This is a genomic window from Kitasatospora sp. NPDC058965 (assembly GCF_042741245.1).
GTDB lineage: Bacteria > Actinomycetota > Actinomycetes > Streptomycetales > Streptomycetaceae > Kitasatospora.
Map to the genome: position 1 here is coordinate 1 of NZ_JBHYKG010000211.1, position 14,927 is coordinate 14,927.

Annotated in this window: 19 protein-coding genes and 1 pseudogene; 14 read left to right on the forward strand and 6 right to left on the reverse strand. The window is 74.9% G+C overall.

The features are described 5' to 3' along the window. Positions 1–609: FAD-dependent oxidoreductase (locus tag ACFW1A_RS27990; RefSeq protein ID WP_380413342.1), on the forward strand; the 609-nt coding region annotated here is incomplete at its 5' end. Between the two features lies 1 nt (position 610). Here the strand turns inward: ACFW1A_RS27990 and ACFW1A_RS27995 are convergent. From ACFW1A_RS27995 to ACFW1A_RS28005, 3 genes are all read right to left on the reverse strand, one after another. Continuing rightward, complete coding sequence (locus tag ACFW1A_RS27995) at positions 611–832, reverse strand: hypothetical protein (RefSeq protein WP_380413344.1); 222 nt, start codon at positions 830–832, stop codon at positions 611–613. Between the two features lie 63 nt (positions 833–895). Beyond that, positions 896–2,212 (reverse strand): diaminopimelate decarboxylase, encoded by a 1,317-nt coding sequence (locus tag ACFW1A_RS28000; protein ID WP_380413346.1) that lies wholly within the window; start codon positions 2,210–2,212, stop codon positions 896–898. A 216-nt stretch (positions 2,213–2,428) separates the two neighbouring features. After that, positions 2,429–4,108 carry a helix-turn-helix domain-containing protein gene (locus ACFW1A_RS28005; RefSeq protein ID WP_380413348.1) on the reverse strand — a complete coding sequence of 560 codons (1,680 nt, stop codon included), beginning with the start codon at positions 4,106–4,108 and terminating at the stop codon, positions 2,429–2,431. 297 nt (positions 4,109–4,405) lie between these two features. On the opposite strand from ACFW1A_RS28005, the gene ACFW1A_RS28010 reads away from it, so the two are divergent. From ACFW1A_RS28010 to ACFW1A_RS28050, 9 genes are all read left to right on the forward strand, one after another. Continuing rightward, entirely contained in the window at positions 4,406–5,152 is a 747-nt protein-coding gene (locus ACFW1A_RS28010) for an ATP-binding cassette domain-containing protein (RefSeq protein ID WP_380413350.1), read from the forward strand. A 189-nt stretch (positions 5,153–5,341) separates the two neighbouring features. Continuing rightward, positions 5,342–6,292, forward strand: a complete 951-nt coding sequence (locus ACFW1A_RS28015) for a DUF4129 domain-containing protein (RefSeq protein WP_380413352.1) — start codon at positions 5,342–5,344, stop codon at positions 6,290–6,292. Continuing rightward, positions 6,289–6,771 (forward strand): hypothetical protein, encoded by a 483-nt coding sequence (locus ACFW1A_RS28020; RefSeq protein ID WP_380413354.1) that lies wholly within the window; start codon positions 6,289–6,291, stop codon positions 6,769–6,771. The genes ACFW1A_RS28015 and ACFW1A_RS28020 overlap by 4 nt, the downstream gene beginning before the upstream one ends. A 55-nt stretch (positions 6,772–6,826) precedes the next feature. Beyond that, entirely contained in the window at positions 6,827–7,810 is a 984-nt protein-coding gene (locus ACFW1A_RS28025) for an AAA family ATPase (RefSeq protein WP_380413356.1), read from the forward strand. Then, entirely contained in the window at positions 7,810–9,111 is a 1,302-nt protein-coding gene (locus ACFW1A_RS28030; RefSeq protein WP_380413358.1) for a DUF58 domain-containing protein, read from the forward strand. The genes ACFW1A_RS28025 and ACFW1A_RS28030 overlap by 1 nt, the downstream gene beginning before the upstream one ends. Continuing rightward, a complete protein-coding gene (locus ACFW1A_RS28035) occupies positions 9,108–9,617 on the forward strand; it encodes a hypothetical protein (protein ID WP_380413360.1) in 510 nt (169 codons plus the stop codon). The genes ACFW1A_RS28030 and ACFW1A_RS28035 overlap by 4 nt, the downstream gene beginning before the upstream one ends. Before the next feature lie 59 nt (positions 9,618–9,676). After that, complete coding sequence (locus ACFW1A_RS28040; protein WP_380413363.1) at positions 9,677–10,258, forward strand: flavodoxin family protein; 582 nt, start codon at positions 9,677–9,679, stop codon at positions 10,256–10,258. 54 nt (positions 10,259–10,312) lie between these two features. Further along, on the forward strand, positions 10,313–10,669 hold the full coding sequence (locus ACFW1A_RS28045; protein WP_380413365.1) for a VOC family protein: 357 nt from the start codon (positions 10,313–10,315) through the stop codon (positions 10,667–10,669). A 136-nt stretch (positions 10,670–10,805) separates the two neighbouring features. Beyond that, the gene (locus ACFW1A_RS28050) at positions 10,806–11,378 is read left to right on the forward strand and encodes a hypothetical protein (protein ID WP_380413367.1); all 573 of its coding nucleotides are present in this window, start codon (positions 10,806–10,808) and stop codon (positions 11,376–11,378) included. 18 nt (positions 11,379–11,396) lie between these two features. Here ACFW1A_RS28050 and ACFW1A_RS28055 read toward each other — a convergent pair whose 3' ends face one another. The 3 genes from ACFW1A_RS28055 to ACFW1A_RS28065 are packed head-to-tail and all read right to left on the reverse strand — an operon-like array spanning position 11,397 to position 11,885. Further along, positions 11,397–11,573, reverse strand: a complete 177-nt coding sequence (locus ACFW1A_RS28055) for a hypothetical protein (RefSeq protein WP_380413369.1) — start codon at positions 11,571–11,573, stop codon at positions 11,397–11,399. Continuing rightward, positions 11,570–11,743 (reverse strand): hypothetical protein, encoded by a 174-nt coding sequence (locus tag ACFW1A_RS28060; RefSeq protein ID WP_380413371.1) that lies wholly within the window; start codon positions 11,741–11,743, stop codon positions 11,570–11,572. Before ACFW1A_RS28060 ends, ACFW1A_RS28055 begins: the two co-directional genes overlap by 4 nt. Positions 11,744–11,750: 7 nt before the next feature. Next, entirely contained in the window at positions 11,751–11,885 is a 135-nt protein-coding gene (locus tag ACFW1A_RS28065) for a hypothetical protein (protein WP_380413373.1), read from the reverse strand. Between the two features lie 383 nt (positions 11,886–12,268). Here ACFW1A_RS28065 and ACFW1A_RS28070 point away from each other — a divergent pair. From ACFW1A_RS28070 to ACFW1A_RS28085, 4 genes and pseudogenes are all read left to right on the forward strand, one after another. After that, positions 12,269–12,481 (forward strand): annotated as a pseudogene (locus tag ACFW1A_RS28070) (multiprotein-bridging factor 1 family protein); the annotation flags it as partial. A 54-nt stretch (positions 12,482–12,535) separates the two neighbouring features. Further along, the gene (locus ACFW1A_RS28075; protein ID WP_380413379.1) at positions 12,536–13,504 is read left to right on the forward strand and encodes a DNA-binding protein; all 969 of its coding nucleotides are present in this window, start codon (positions 12,536–12,538) and stop codon (positions 13,502–13,504) included. A gap of 13 nt (positions 13,505–13,517) precedes the next feature. Beyond that, on the forward strand, positions 13,518–13,991 hold the full coding sequence (locus ACFW1A_RS28080) for a hypothetical protein (RefSeq protein ID WP_380413375.1): 474 nt from the start codon (positions 13,518–13,520) through the stop codon (positions 13,989–13,991). Positions 13,992–14,239: 248 nt separating this feature from the next. Then, positions 14,240–14,890: a DUF1062 domain-containing protein gene (locus ACFW1A_RS28085; RefSeq protein ID WP_380413377.1), complete on the forward strand. Its 651-nt coding sequence runs from the start codon at positions 14,240–14,242 to the stop codon at positions 14,888–14,890. Positions 14,891–14,927: the final 37 nt, after the last annotated feature.

The window sequence follows — 14,927 nt, forward strand, 5'->3', positions numbered from 1 at the left end:
GTCGCCGGGCGGCTCGGGCTGGCCACCGGGCTGGTCCGGTTCCGGCAGGCCCCCGAGCGGGCGGCCGCGGCGGTGCCGGGCGCCCCGCTCTCCCCGGCGGCGGACTACCTGATGTGGGCACTGGCCGGCCCCGAGCCGGCCTTCGGCCTGCCCGCCGAGCAGTTGGCGGCGCTGGGCGCCGCCGACCTGCACGCGCTGGTCCGGCGGCTCACCACCGGCTTCCACCCGGACCTGCGCGGGCTGCTCGCCGCGGCCACCGCGGCGGACACCTTCCTGGTCCGGGTGCGCAGTGCGGAGCCGGTGCCCGCGTGGACGCCCAGCCGGGTCACCGTGCTGGGCGACGCGATCCACGCGATGAGTCCGGCCCGCGGGTCCGGGGCCAACACCGCGCTGCAGGACGCGGCGCTGCTCTGCCGCGCCCTGGTCGCCGCGCTCGCCGAGGGCCGCGACCTGGTGGCCGCGATCGGCGCGTACGAGGCCGAGATGCGCGAGTACGGCTTCGCCGCCGTCGCCGCCTCCCGCGAGGCGGAGGCGGCCGTGGGCGCCCGCCGGGCCGGCCCGGTGGGGCGGCTGCTGCGCCGGCTGGGCAGCCGGCCGCTCCCGGGCTGAGTCAGCCGCGGCGCAGGGCCGGCCGGTGCCGCAGCAGGCCGGTCGCGACGCCGCCGGCGCCCGCGAGCACCTCCAGCACCGTCGCGGGGGGCACCTTCGCGGCGGCCAGCGCCGAGGCGAGCACCAGGATGACGACCAGGACGACCCGGTCGGTCGGACGGAACCGGCCGCCCGGCGGCGGCGGGGCGAACGGGGCGGGGCGACGGCGGTTCGATCGTGTCATGGCATGCCCTCGGGGGTTCGTGCGGCGGGATTCGGCGGGAGGTGGCGGGCGGCCCCGGCGGGGTCACCCGCCGGTGCGGGCCAGCAGGTCCTCGACGGTCTGGGCGCGGCGCAGCGTGTCGAACCGCACCGACCCGTCGGCCGCCACGGTGACCCCGTGCACGGCCGGCTCCAGCAGGCTGTTGTAGGCGAACGGGGTGGAGCTGTAGTAGGCGCCGGTGTCCAGCAGCACCACCAGGTCGCCGGGGAGCAGCAGCGGCAGCGGCCGGGCCCGGGCCACCAGGTCGCCCGCGAAGCAGGCCGGTCCGGCCACGTCCTGCTCGACCGGCTCCCCGTGCTTGGCGGCGCCGGTGCCGTCGTGCGCACTGATCCGCAGCGGCCAGGAGTCCGGGGCGAAGACCGTCCGGGTCGCCACCTGAACCCCGGCGGAGGTGATCGCGATCGCCCGGCCGCCGGAGTTCTTGGTGTACTCCACGTACCCGGCGGTGAACCCGTTCTTCGCCAGCACGGACCGGCCGAACTCGGTGACCAGCCGGAACTCGCCGGAGAACAGCTCGGGCGCGTGCGCCCGCAGCCGCTCGACGTACTCCGGGTACCCCGGGCTCACCTCGTCGCCCGCGAAGTTGACCGGCAGGCCGCCGCCGATGTCCAGGCCGACCACCTGACGGCGGCCCAGTTCGCTGTTGATCTTCTGCGCCAGCGCCAGGGTCGCCGCGACCCCGTCCGCCATCAGGTCCAACGGGCAGCCCTGGCTGCCGACGTGGCAGTGCAGCCAGGTCAGCCAGGGCCGCTCCCGGAACGCGGCGACCAGCCGCTCGACGTTGCCCTCGTCGGCCAGCGCGATGCCGAACTTGGAGGTCGCGGTGGCGGTGCTCATCGCCCCGATCGAGCCGCCGCCGAGCTGCGGGTTGACCCGCACCCCGATCCGGGAGTCGGTCCGACGGTCCGTCAGCAGGGTGTCGAGGCGGGCCAGTTCCTGCCAGTTGTCGATGTTGACCGCCACCCCGAGCTCCAGCGCGCGGGCCAGCTCGCGGCGGGTCTTGGCCGGGGAGTCGAAGACGATCCGCTCCGGCTCGAACCCGGCCGCGAGCGCCTGGGCGAACTCGCCGGGACTGGCCACCTCGCAGTCCATGCCCAGCTCCCGCAGCCGCGCCAGCACCGGGACCAGGCTGTTGGCCTTGGCGGCGAAGGCGTGCCGCACCTCGACCCGGTCGGGGAAGGCCCGGTGCAGCGAGTCGACGGTGGCCGCCACCGCGTCCAGGTCGAGGAAGGCCGCGAGCGGGGCCTCGTCGGGGTCCAGCAGCCCGTCGCGGACCGCCGCGCGCAGGATCAGCTCGCGGCGCGCGGGGCCGTGCGGGTCCGTCAGCCGGTGGTTGGTCATGGTGGCACGCTCCGCCTGGTGGTCTCGGTCGCCCGGTCCCGGACGCTCCGGTGGGCCGTAGGACCAGACTGCCCGTCAGCCGGGCCCGACCGCTTCCTCCCGCGCGCCGGATCACCGGCTCCGGGTCCGCGTCGTCCGCCGACCGGCGGGCTCGGCGGCGCCCGGTTCGTGCGGCGTGACGAATCCGCGGCCCGGTCCTCGCGCCGGACGACGAACTCAGTCCTGCGCGGCCTGCGCCGCCCGGTGCACCCACAGTTGGAGCTGGGCCAGCAGCCGGGCGACGGGGTCCTCCAGGTCGATCCCGCTCTCCCGGACCACCGTGTGGTCGAGCCGGTGCGCGTAGGTACCGCGGGGCACGCCCAGCGCGTCCGCGGCCTTGGCCTTCGCGCCGGGCTGGTCCAGGAAGGCTCCGAGGGCCTCCAGCAGCGAGGCGTCGCCCTTGCGCAGTGCGTGCGCCAGCAGCCGTGCCACCGGCGTCTCCACCGGCAGTTCCTGGGCCGCCGTGCCCAGGGCCGCCACCAGGTGGCGCAGCGCCACCGCGTCGGCGACCTCCCCGACCTGCGCGCACCCGCGGCCGCCGCGCCCGAACTGCAGGCCTCCCAGCGCCAGATCCGCCGTCCGGCGGGACGCGGGCGCCAGGTCGAGCCGCTCCTGCACCTCGCCGATCCCGACCCGCACCGGCCGGCCCAGCCGCTTCGACACCTGCGCGACCAGCGACTCGGCCAGCAGTCGCACCTGCTCCCCGGCCTGCCCCGGGTCCCTGGCCAGGCTGCCGAGCAGCACCAGCGCGCCGTTCGGCCCGGGCAGCACCACCGACAGCTCGCCGCGCTCGCTGCAGTGCCGGAACGCCGCCTTGACCAGCGCGCTCCGCTCCGGCCCGTCCGACACCGCGCCCGGGCCGGCCCACACCGACAGCACCGCGCACCGCTGCGCCGTGGGCCAGCCGGTCCGCGCGGCCAGCAGTTCGGCCGATCCCTGACCGTCCAGCAGCAGGCGGGCCGCGTCCAGCAGTCGGTCGTCCTGTCCCTCCCGGCGGGCCCGGTCGTGCAGCAGGTGGGCCGCCGCCGCCCGCCCGGCGGCGCTCAGCGCCTCGTGGTGGGCCGGGGTGTTCAGCGGCTGCCCGCCCACGGCCGCCACCCAGATCGAGCCCAGCGGAATGTCACCGGCCCGCACCATCACGATCAGCCGTTCGGGGGCGTCCCCCTGCAACTCGCGGTACAGCACCGTGGTCGACCGCTTGAGATCGCGATCGAAGCCGACGCTGGCCATGTCGTCGAGCCGGTGCGCCGGCGGCTGCCGCTCCAGGATCGTGCTGATCCTGACCCCGTCCACGCCCGAGCCGGCGGTGACCGGCGAGTACGCGAGGACCTTGAAGTCCATGTCCTCGATCGTCACCGAGCCACCGACCTGCAGGGCGATCGCCTTGGCCAGTTCGGGCAGGTCGCCCAGCGGCACACCGGCGATGCCCGGCTCCCGGGCCACCGACAGCGCAGCCTCCAACAGCCCGATCACCGGCGCCCAGCGGATCGACCGATTGCGGTACAGCACGGCCGTCCCCGCCTCGGCCGCAGCCTCGCGCAGGGCCTCGCTGCCCGCCGCCGTCTCCACCGACCGGAAGACCACCCCCGCCGCGCCGGCCCCACCCGCCTTGCGGACCAGGGCGGCCGCCTGCTCCGACCGCGGATCGACCGCGACCGCGACCAGCAGGTCGCCGCGCGCGATGTCGCGCTCGACGTCGTCCACCATGACCAACCGGCGCACCGTCCGGTCCAGACCGCCCGATGCGGGGCCGGGCCCGACGACGTCACCCACCAGGGTCAGCAGGCCCAGCAGGGTCTGCTGCTGCGCCGGACGGTCCCCCGGCTCCCCCGCGGACACCTCGGCCACCTCGGACATGGGCCACCCCTCCCCAGGGCACGCGTGCCACTGACCCGGCGTCATCTCGCGCCGGGCCGCCCCCGGTCCGCCGAGCCTAGGGCGTCCGGGGGCGCCGGGTCACCGGTTCCGCGAACAGCAGCAGGTCCGGTCCGCCCGCCACCCCCGCCGAACGTCGCCGGTCCTCTCATCCCTGAGGAGGAGGCGGCAGCGCCCGGACCCGCCGAACGGATGCGGCCAACCGTTCGACCGGGCGACGGATCCCGCGGTGCCGGCCCGGAGGATGGACCCGACATCCCCGAACAGCCCGGAGCACCGATGCGCACCACCCTGGCGCGGCCCGGCACCACCGCCGTCACCGCGAGCGGGCTGACCAAGGCGTACGGCAGCGGCGCGCACCGCACCCTCGCGCTGGACGGGGTGACCGCCGACTTCCGGCCGGGCCAGTTCACCGCGCTCATGGGTCCCCCGGGCGCCGGAAAGTCCACCCTGCTGCGCTGCCTGGCCGGCCTGGCGGAGCCCACCGCCGGCTCGGCCGCCGTCGGCGGGCTCCGCGCGACCGACCCGCTGGCGAGCGGGCGGGTCGGCCTCCTGGTCCGGGACGGCCGGCTGCCACTGACCGGGACCGTGCGGGCGCACCTGACAGCCCCGCACGGTCCTGCCCTCCGCCCGGTCGAGCCGGACTGCCTCGCACCGGTGGTGGCGGGACTCGGCCTGGCCGACCTGCTCGACCGGCCGCTCGCCCGGCTCGGCGCGGTGCAGCGCCGGCTGGTGGCCTGCGCCCGGGTGCTGGTCGGCGGTCCGGCCGTGCTGCTGGCCGACGACCCCACCGGCGGGCTGGACGCCCGGGCCGGCGCCGGGCTGCTCGGCCACCTGCACGACACGGTGCGCCGGCCCGGCCGGACCGTGCTGCTGGTGACCGGCGACCCGGTGGCCGCCTCCTTCGCCGACCGGGTGCTGTTCCTCGCCGCCGGGCGGCTGGTGGACGAACTCGCGCTGCCCACCCCGGACACGGTGGCGGCCCGGCTGCGCCGCGCGGGCCTACCGGCGGCCCGGCCCGTCTGACATCCTGTCGCCCACAGGTTCACCCGCGTCACTGGCGGACGCAGGCGCCCGGGATCCGCACACTGGATCCACGGGGCCCGCCGGCGGCGTACCCTCCGGGTGCTGACAATCGAGCGGCTGCTGTGCGAAGCTGCGCTCGGCCGGGCCGCACCGCGTACGCAGGGCCCGCACGGGGGGAGAACCACAGGCATGACCGCACCGCAGGAACCGCGCGGTGGGCACGAGCAGCGGGCCGAGGCCCTGCTGCGCCCCGCACTGGCCGGCCTCGCCGTGGCCGGGCTGGCGACCGCCGCACTGCTGCTGCGCCCGTCCACCGGGCTGGTCAGCAGCGCGACCGACCCGCTGGTCGGCACCTTCCTCCCGCTGCTGCTGCTCACCGTCGGCTGGGGCGCGGCACTCCACCACCTCGTCCAGCGGTTCCGGGCCCGGGCCGCCGGAGCGGCGCCGTCGCCGCGGGCCGAGCGCCTGGCCGAGGCCACCCGGCGGCTGCTGCTGCTGGCCGGCCCGCTGGTCCCGGTCGCGCTCTTCGTCCTGTTCGCCACCCGGCACCGGTCGACCCCGCCGGACGGCTCGCGCCTGCACCGGGTGGACCCGGAGCAGTTCGGCAGCACGCCGTCGGTGCAGCCGCAGCCGCTCGACGACACCGCCGACCAGCCGCACCCGCAGCACCTGCCGGCCCTGGTGGGCCCCGTGCTGCTGGGCCTGCTGCTGCTCGCCGCGCTGGTCGTCGCGGTGCTGGTGCTGCGTCAGCTGCGCCACCGGGTGCGTCCCGCCCGCCCCGTCGCCGCCCCGCCCGGCGACCTCGCCGAGCAGTTGGTGGAGGCGGTGGAGCTCGGCCGCCGGGCACTGACCGGCAGCGACGCCCGGGCGGCGGTGATCGCCTGCTACGCGGCGATGGAGGACTCGCTGGCCGACTCCGGCGTGGCCCGCCGGATCGCCGACAGCCCCACCGACCTGCTGGAGCGCGCCGTCGCCGCCGGCACCGTGCGACGGTCCGACGCCGGGGCGCTGACCGCGCTGTTCCGCGAGGCCCGGTTCTCCCGCCACCCGATGGGCGGCCCCGAGCTATCCCGGGCCCGCGCGGCCCTGGACTCGATCGCCGCCCACCTGGCGGCCCGGCGCGCGGAGCCGGTCCGGTGAGCCGCGACCTGACCGACCGTCCGGTCCTGGTGCTGAGCGCCGTCGCGGTGGCGGGCGAGGTCCTGTTCGGCCTGGTCGCCGGGCTGCCCGGGCTTGGCCTGGGGGCCGCCCTGATCTGCGGCGCGGCCCTGGTCGCCGCCCGCTACACGGCCGGCGCCGGCGCCCAGGACGGCGGCTACCGGCGCGGCGTGCGGCTGATGGCGGGTCGACCGCCCGCCATGGGCGAGTGGTACTGGACCGTGCGCAACGGCCTGGACCGGGACGCCTACCGCCAGGCGCTGCGCCCCCAGCTGCAACGGCTGTACGCCGCGAAGCTCTCCGACCGCCACCACGTCTCGCTGCACCGCGACCCGGCCCGCGCGGCCGCGCTGATCGGCCCGGTCGCCTGGCCCTGGCTCGACCCCGAGCACGCCCCGCCCGCCGACACGGTGCCGCCGCAGGTGCTGGCCGAGTTGGTGCGGCGGCTGGAATCCCTGTGAACCGTCGTGACCCGTCGTGACCCGTCGTGACCCGTCGTGAATTGTGAGGACCCGGATGACCACCGATGAGCTGACCCCCCGCCAGGCCGGCGCACTCGCGGGCGAGGTGCTGGCCGAGATCGGCCGGGCCGTGGTCGGCAAGCCCGAGGCGCTGGAGCTGGTGATGCTCGGCGTGCTGGCCGGCGGGCACGTGCTGATCGAGGACCTGCCGGGCCTGGGCAAGACCCTGCTGGCCCGCTCCTTCGCCCAGACCCTGGGCCTGGAGTTCCGCCGGATCCAGTTCACCCCGGACCTGCTGCCCTCGGACGTCACCGGCGCGCCGTTCTACGACCAGCGCAGCGGCGAGATGGTCTTCCGGCCCGGCCCGGTCTTCACCAACCTGCTGCTGGCCGACGAGATCAACCGCACCCCGCCGAAGACCCAGGCCGCGCTGCTGGAGGCGATGGCCGAGGCCCAGGTCTCGGTCGACGGCACCACCCGGCGGCTGCCCGACCCGTTCGTGGTGATCGCCACCGCCAACCCGATCGAGTACGAGGGCACCTACGGCCTGCCCGAGGCCCAGCTGGACCGCTTCCTGCTGCGGGTGCGGATGGGCTACCTGGAGCCGGGGCTGGAGGCCTCGATGCTGCGGGCCCGGATCGACCGGGCCGCGCCGGAGGCGGTGCTGCGCGCGCTGTGCCGGCCCGAGCAGGTGCTGGCGATGCGGGCCGCGGTGGAGCGGGTCGAGGTCGCCGACGACCTGGTCGGGTACGTGATGGCGCTGGTCTCGGCGACCCGGGCGGACGGCCAGATCCAGGTCGGCGCCTCGCCGCGCGGCGGGCTGGCGCTGGTCCAGCTCGGGCGGGCCAGGGCGATGCTGGACGGGCGGGACTACCTGACGCCGGAGGACGTGAAGGCGGTGGCGGTGCCCGCGCTCGCGCACCGGATCACCCTCAAGCCGGAGCTGTGGGTGCGTCAGGTCGAGGCGGACGACGTGGTGGCGCGACTGCTGGCCGAGGTGCCGACGCCGCGCACCGTGCCCGTGGCGGCCGGCGTCTGATGTCCGGGGTGAAGGCTTCCGTGGTGCTGGGCACCACACCCGGTGCGCCGCCGTCCGGCTGGCGGGCCGGGGAGCGCACGCTGCGCCTGCTCACCGTGGCCACGGTCGCCACCGTGCTCGCGCTGCTCACCGGGCACGCCTGGCTGCTCGCCCTGGCGGCCGGGCCCGCGGTACTGGTGGCGCTGGCCGCCCCGGGCCGCAGCCGGCCGACCCGGCTGGAGACCGGGCTCACGGTCTCGGCCCGGCGCTGCTTCGAGGACGAGGTGGTCACGGTCGTTGTCGACCTGACCCACGACGGGATCGCGGGGGTGCTCGACCCGGAGCTGACCCTCGGGCCCGGGGTGGCGCTGACCGGTGAGCGGATCGGCGCCGACCGGGTGGAGCTGGAGTTCACCGCGGTGCGCTGGGGCCGCTGGACCCTCGGCACCCTGGACCTGGACGTCTACGACCGCGGCGGGCTGGCCCGGCGCACCGTACGGGTCGAGCTGGGCGAGCTGGAGGTCTTCCCGGTGCCCGCGCAGGCCCGGCTGACGCCGGTTCCGGTCGAGCTGCCGGCCCGGCTCGGCGAGAACGCCACCCGGCAGCTGGGCGAGGGCGTGGAGGTGATCGGGGTGCGCCCGCACGTCTGGGGCGAGCGGCAGCGCCGGATCCACTGGCCCTCCACCACCCGGCGCGGCGCCGTCCAGCTCAGCGAGTTCGGCGCGGAGCGGGCGGTGGACACGGTCATGCTGCTGGACGCCCTCGGCGACTTCCGCGACCCGGCGACCGGCACCTCCTCACTGGACGAGACGCTGCGGGCGGCCGCCGGGCTGACCCGCGCCTACCTGCGCCGGCACGACCGGATCGGCGTGGTCTCGATCGGCGGCACGACCCGCTGGCTGCGCGCCGGGACCGGGGAGCAGCACTTCTACCGGATCGTGCGGACGGTGCTGGAGGTCCGCAAGGACCTCGGCTACCGCACCCCGGAGCTCCACCGGCTGCCGCCGCCCGCCCTGCCGGCCGGCGCGCTGGTGTACTGCTTCACGCCGCTGGCCGACCAGCGGGTGCTGGACGTGCTGGCCGACCTGGCGGACCGGGGCAACCCGCTGGTGGTGGTGGAACTGCCCACCGGGGAGCCGGAGGTGGACCCGCAGGACCAGGCCGCGGTGCTGGCCCTGCGGTTGTGGCGCGAGGACCGCGAGGCGATCCGGTTCGCGCTGCGCAACCGGGGCGTCCCGGTGGTCGCGCACACGCCTGGGCAGAGCCTGGACCTGGCGCTCGCGCCGCTGACCCGCGGGCGGATCCATGGGGGACGACGATGAGCCTCGTACGTGAACTGCCCACCCGCCTGGTCGGGGTGGCCCTCGTGGTGGCCGCCTGCGACCCGATGGCGCGGGCCGACCCGCGGCCGGTCGACCTGGTCGTACCGGCGCTGGCGGCGGGCTTCGCCTGGTGGGCGGCGCCCCCCGTGCCGGGGCGGCCCGCCGCCGCCACCTCCCGGGTGCACCTGCAGCTGGCCCGGCACCGGAACACGGTGCTCGCGGTGGTGGCGGTGGCGCTGGCCGCGCTGCTGCAGCCGGGCGTGCTGCTGGCGGTGGCGCTCACCGTGCTGCTGCTCGGCTACCTGCTGCTGGTGGACGCCCGCAGCCACGCCCGCGTGCCGCTCGGCCCCGGGCCGACGGCGGCCGCCTGCGCGGCGTCGCTGCTCGTCCTGCTGGCCGCGCTGGCCCCCGCCCAGTCCTCCCCCGGCGCCCGCCTGTTCGCCGCCCTGGGGATCGCGGTGGCGGCGCTGTCGGTCGGGGCCACCCTGTACGAGCGGCGGGAATAGGCCCGGGCACGGGGCGGGTTGGCCAGGACGAAATCGATCACCCGTGCCAGGAGTCCCTCGTGAGCCGTTCGTTCCTCTTCCTCCTCGCCAGCGCCCGCTCGGACGGCAACACCGAACTGCTCGCGCGCACGGCGGCGCAGCACCTGCCCGCCGACGTCGAGCAGCGCTGGCTGGACCTCGCGCAGCTGCCGCTGCCCGACTACGTGGACGCGCGGCACGCCGACACCCCCTGGCCGGAGCAGTCCAACGAGGAGCTGCTGCGGCAGGCGACCGTCGCAGCCACCGACATCGTGATCGTCTCGCCGCTGTACTGGTACTCGCTCTCCTCGTACGCCAAGCGCTACCTGGACTACTGGTCCAAGTGGCTGCGCACTCCCGACCCGACCTTCAAGGCCCGGCTGGCCGGCCGCACCCTGTGGGGCGTCACCACCCTGGCCCACCGCGAGGAGGAGGTCGCCGAGCCGCTCTCGCTGACCCTCAACCACACCGCCGCCTACATGGGCATGCGGTTCGGCGGCGTCCTGCTCGGCAACGGCTCCCGGCCCGGCCAGGTCCTCGCCGACGAGCAGGCCGTGCAGCGCGCCGGCACCTTCTTCGCCCAGCAGCCCCCGCTGGCCCGGTTCCCCTACGACCAGGCGTAGCCCGCCCCCGTGAGCCGCTGTCCTGCCCGCCCACCCGGCTGGCAGGATGGCCCCATGGAACGCGTACTCGGCATCGGCGGCTACTTCCTGCGCGCCACCGACCCGGCAGCCCTGACCACCTGGTACCGCGACCACCTGGGCCTGGACACCGACGCCCACGGCCTGTGGACCCAGGCCCCGGGCCCCACGGTCTTCGCCACCTTCGAAGCGGACACCGACTACTTCGGCACCGCCCGGACCCAGCAGACCATGCTCAACTTCCGCGTCCGCGACCTCGACGCCATGCTCACCCAACTCCGCGCAGCAGGCGCCGAGGTGGCGGAGGGAACCCAGGACATGCCGGGCGTGGGCCGCTTCGGCTGGGTCACCGACCCGGAGGGCAACCGGATCGAACTCTGGCAGCAGGAGTGACGCTCTGAGCCCTCGGCACGAGAAGTCGGTGGGGTCGACTTTGAGCGGTCGGCGTGATGTCCCAGGTACCTCGCGGAAGTGAGGACGCCGCGCGCTATCGTGCAGCGACCAGGGGGATCGCGGGAGGGGCGGGGTCATGGGGGAACTGCGAGGCGTCTACAAGGTCCACTTCGGGGTGGCGCTGACGCTCGGTGGGACCGGTCTGCTGTGCATGGCCTCGACCTGGCTGCCCGGCGCGTACGTGGTGCCGAAGTGGTTCCTCATCGGGTTGTTCGCCATGGTGTTCCCCGTCTTCATCGCCGCGATGTTCCGGGGCGTCGGCGCGGCCCGCCTGATGGGCCGGGAGAACGCCCTCCGACTCGTCAGGTACGTCCTGCTGCTCCCGCCCGTCCTGAAGCTCGGCTACGCCCTCGTCCTCGGGCTGGCCGTGCTCGGCCTGGCCACCGCCGGCGGGGCCCAGGACGCGCAGGCGGACGCCTCGGGCTACTACTACACCTACTGGGACCAGGAGGCCCAACCCCCGCACGAGGCCCGGGTGGACCTCACCGAGCCCCAGTACTACGCGGCCCTGAAGAGCCAGGACCGCATCCTCACCGCCTTCCCGGTCCTCTTCTACGCGGTCAGCAGTTTCCTGGTCCTCGCCTCGGCCTCGGCCGCCGCCGGCGCACGGACGGCGACCCCGGGACCGCGACCGCGCTCCCGGGGATGACGGCCGCTTGCGCCCGGACTAGGTCGGCCCACCGGTCGTCGTGGCCGAGCTGTGGTCAGCGGCGTGGTGCCGGCGCCGGAGCACCCGGACGTCGCTCCAGGCGGAGGTCTGCGGCGCGGTGGCCGCCAGCCGGTCGGAGAACTCGGCACAGCACGGGCAGCCGGGAACGGCCTGCGGAGCGGGCAGCTCGGTCACGCCACCTCCTCCGCCGTGGCGACCACGCTGCCGTCGGCGGTGCAGCGCCGACACCGACACCGCTGCTCCGGCAGGAACCGGGACCCGTCGGGCTCGAAGGCGGCCACCTCCGCGCTGGCGAGTTCGGTGCGGGTGCCGTCCGGAGCGAGGCGGTACACGCGCAGGGTCATTCGGCTCTCATTCACCATGGTCCCTCACACTGACTTGCAGAACGGGCAGTTGAACCACCGAAGCGGGCACGGTCTCGCCCTGGGTGATCCGGCCGACACAGCGGGCGTGGCTCTCGATCCAGTCGGCGATCCGGACCAGCACGCGGGGATTGCACCCACCGAGGTGGATGTGGACTCCCTCCGGGAAGATCGTGATCCGACCAGCGCTGAGTGACGGGAGCACCGGCAGTCCGGCCACCGTGAGAGCGTGCTCCATCCGCTGCACAGCTCGCTCAGCCTGCTCACGTACTTCACGCACCATCCGCTGCTCTTCCGACTCGAGCCGCACATCCATGACGTGGTCACCGTCTCCCTCTGCTCGTGACATTGCTGTGGAACCCCTGAGCACTGACGCTCAGTCAAGGACTCGTGACAGATGTGGGACCATCGCGGATGCGGCATGCGCATCCGTGTATGCAGCCGACGCATACGGGTACGGCCGGCTGCAGCAGGATCCCCGTAGCGTGAGGACCGCGGAGGTGAGGCGTGAACTGGCGAGCAGCTGCCAATGATGCAGCGCGGGTCGGCGACTACGGGCGGGTCATCGAACTGGCCCGCCGGGCATCCCGGATGACACAGAAGCAGTTGGGCGGGGCATGCGGCCTGTCCCAGTCCGCGGTCTCCCGTTTGGAGAAGCGCGGTCGCGCCTCCTACGCCACTGATGTCCTGGCCGCAGCTGCAGCCCACCTGAGCATCTCCCCGGCACTGGTCGGGCTCTCGGAGTCCAGGCCCGCGGCTCGATGTGCTCCGGCAGTGAACGCGGACCGACGCGATTTCCTGAGCAACGTGGCAGCGGCTGCGGCCACCCCCTTGCTGGCAGCTCTGCCCGGGCGCCCCGACGATTCGCAGACCGCAGCGCTGCGCCTCAACACCACGGCCTACCGACGGTTGGACGGCTCGACGCCGTCACGCGACCTGAGCGACCCCGTACACGCGCACATGCAGCTCGTCCGAGCGATCAGCCAGCGGGCTCCGAGCAGTCAGCGCGCCTCACTGGCGGCGGTCGGCAGCGAGGCCGCAAGCCTGGCAGCCTGGCTCGCGTGGGACATGGGGGACCACGGATCCACCCGGACGTGGTACGGGACTTCGATCAAAGCCGCACGCATCGCTGACGATCCGCTGCTGGTCGCGTACCAGATCGGCAGCCTGGCCCAGTTCGAGGCTCATGCCGGTAACGGCGTACAGGCCCTCAACCTGACGCGGGCTGCCCGGAGCGCCGTCGGTGCGCACGGCCCAGCGATATCCGATGCCTGGCTCTCCTCGGTGGAGGCCCTCTCGTACGCGGCGGCCGGAGACCACCGCTCTGCCGACAGGGCCTTGGTCCGGAGCCGTGCCGTCGCCGAGCGCCTGCCCTTGGCGGAGCCCCCGCCGTGGCCGTGGGTGTTCGCCTTCGACGAGTCGAAGGTGGCGGCCTGCCGCATGGCCTGCGGTGCCCGGCTCGGCCTGTCCGAGTGGGTGGTCGCGGCGGACGTCGCCGCTCTGGCCACCGGTCACGCCAAGCAACGCGCTCTGCTCGTCCTCGACATCGCCACCGGGCACCTCGCTGCCGGTTCGGTGGAGGCGGCGTTCGCCCTTGCGGCCCAGGCGGTCGATACGGGGCTCACGTACCGGTCGGGCCGGATCGTGGAGCGCGCCCGTACGCTCCGCCGCGCGGTCACCAGCGCATCGCCTCCGAAAGTGGTCCGCGACTTCGATGAACGCCTGCACGGCGTCTACCTGTAGAGAGGAACGCACCATGCACATCGGCATCACCGGACACCGAGGGCTTTCCCAACAGGTCGAGCAGCAGGTACGCCGCCTCCTCGACGAGGCCGTCGCCGGATACGACCCGACCGTCCTGGTCGCCGTCTCCTGCATTGCCGACGGGCCCGACGTCTGGTTCGCCGAAGCGGTCCTCGCGCGCGGCGGCCACCTCGAGGTCGTGCTTCCGGCCGCCGGCTACCGCGACAGCCTCCCCGACTGGCACCACCCGGTGTACGACCGCCTGCTGGGCCGAGCAGCCCGGGTGCACGAGACCGGGCTGTCGGTCCCCGATTCCACCGCCCACATGGCGGGCAGCGAGGTCCTGGTCGACCTGGCGGACGAACTGCTCGCAGTCTGGGACGGGCAGCCCGCGCGCGGCTACGGCGGCACTGCCGACGTGGTCGCCCATGCCGAGCGCACCGGGACACCGGTGCGCGTCCTCTGGCCCGAGGGTGCCCGTCGCTGAGGAGTGCGAAGATCCACTCTCCCTCCCCCGAAAATGAGTTGCCCGCGATCCGCCCCTCCACCATGATCGCCCGCATGTACCTGTAACGGCTGCCACGCAACCCAGCGAACCTGTCGCGCGACCGACCTCTGTGCCTGACGACTCCGGCGCAGTGGCGACGACTCGCGCCCTCGTGTGCACCCGTCAGATACCGGGAGCCGCGGCCCTTGCCGCGCGTGCTCCTGCTCAGTCCTGAAAGCAAAAACCTCATGCAAACCAACCGCAAGGCCCGCTGGGCCGTGCGTCAGTCCGCCCTGCCCACCGTCGTGCGCCCGTGCCCCGACTGTGACAGCACGCGGCACCGGGCCTCGGGGAAGATCCGGGTCAACGCCAACCACAAGCTGCTCGACGTGTGGCTGCTGCTGAGCTGCACCGGGTGCGACCGCACCTCGAAGGTGCCGGTGCACGAGCGGGTGCACGTCTCCTCGCTCGACCCGGCGCGGCTGGTGGCGTTCGAGAACAACGACCCGGCCGTGGTGCGCGAGCTGATGATGAGTGCGTCGCTCGCGCGCAGGAACGGGTACCGGCTGGACTGGGCCGGCACCTGGGTGCTGGAGGCCCCCGGACCGGTTCCGACCGGCGATGCGTCGGGCCCGCTCACGGTGCAGGTCGGGTTCGACCTGCCCGCGCCGGTCCGGGTGGAGCTGATCCTCATGCGCGGCCTCGGGCTCAGCCGGACCGCGGTGCGGCGGATGGTCGCGGACGGGCGCGTCCGGCTCCCCCTGGCGCTGGAGGCCAAGGCACACCGCGACTTCGAACTCACCGTCCACGGAGCCGAACCGGGCTCGACCGACAACACCATGAGCGAGATCGCCTGGCGCCCCGCTCCGCTGCCGCTCGTGGCGACGCTGGGGGCGTAACGAGCACCGCCGCCCCGCAGCACGCCCACCCGTGCTG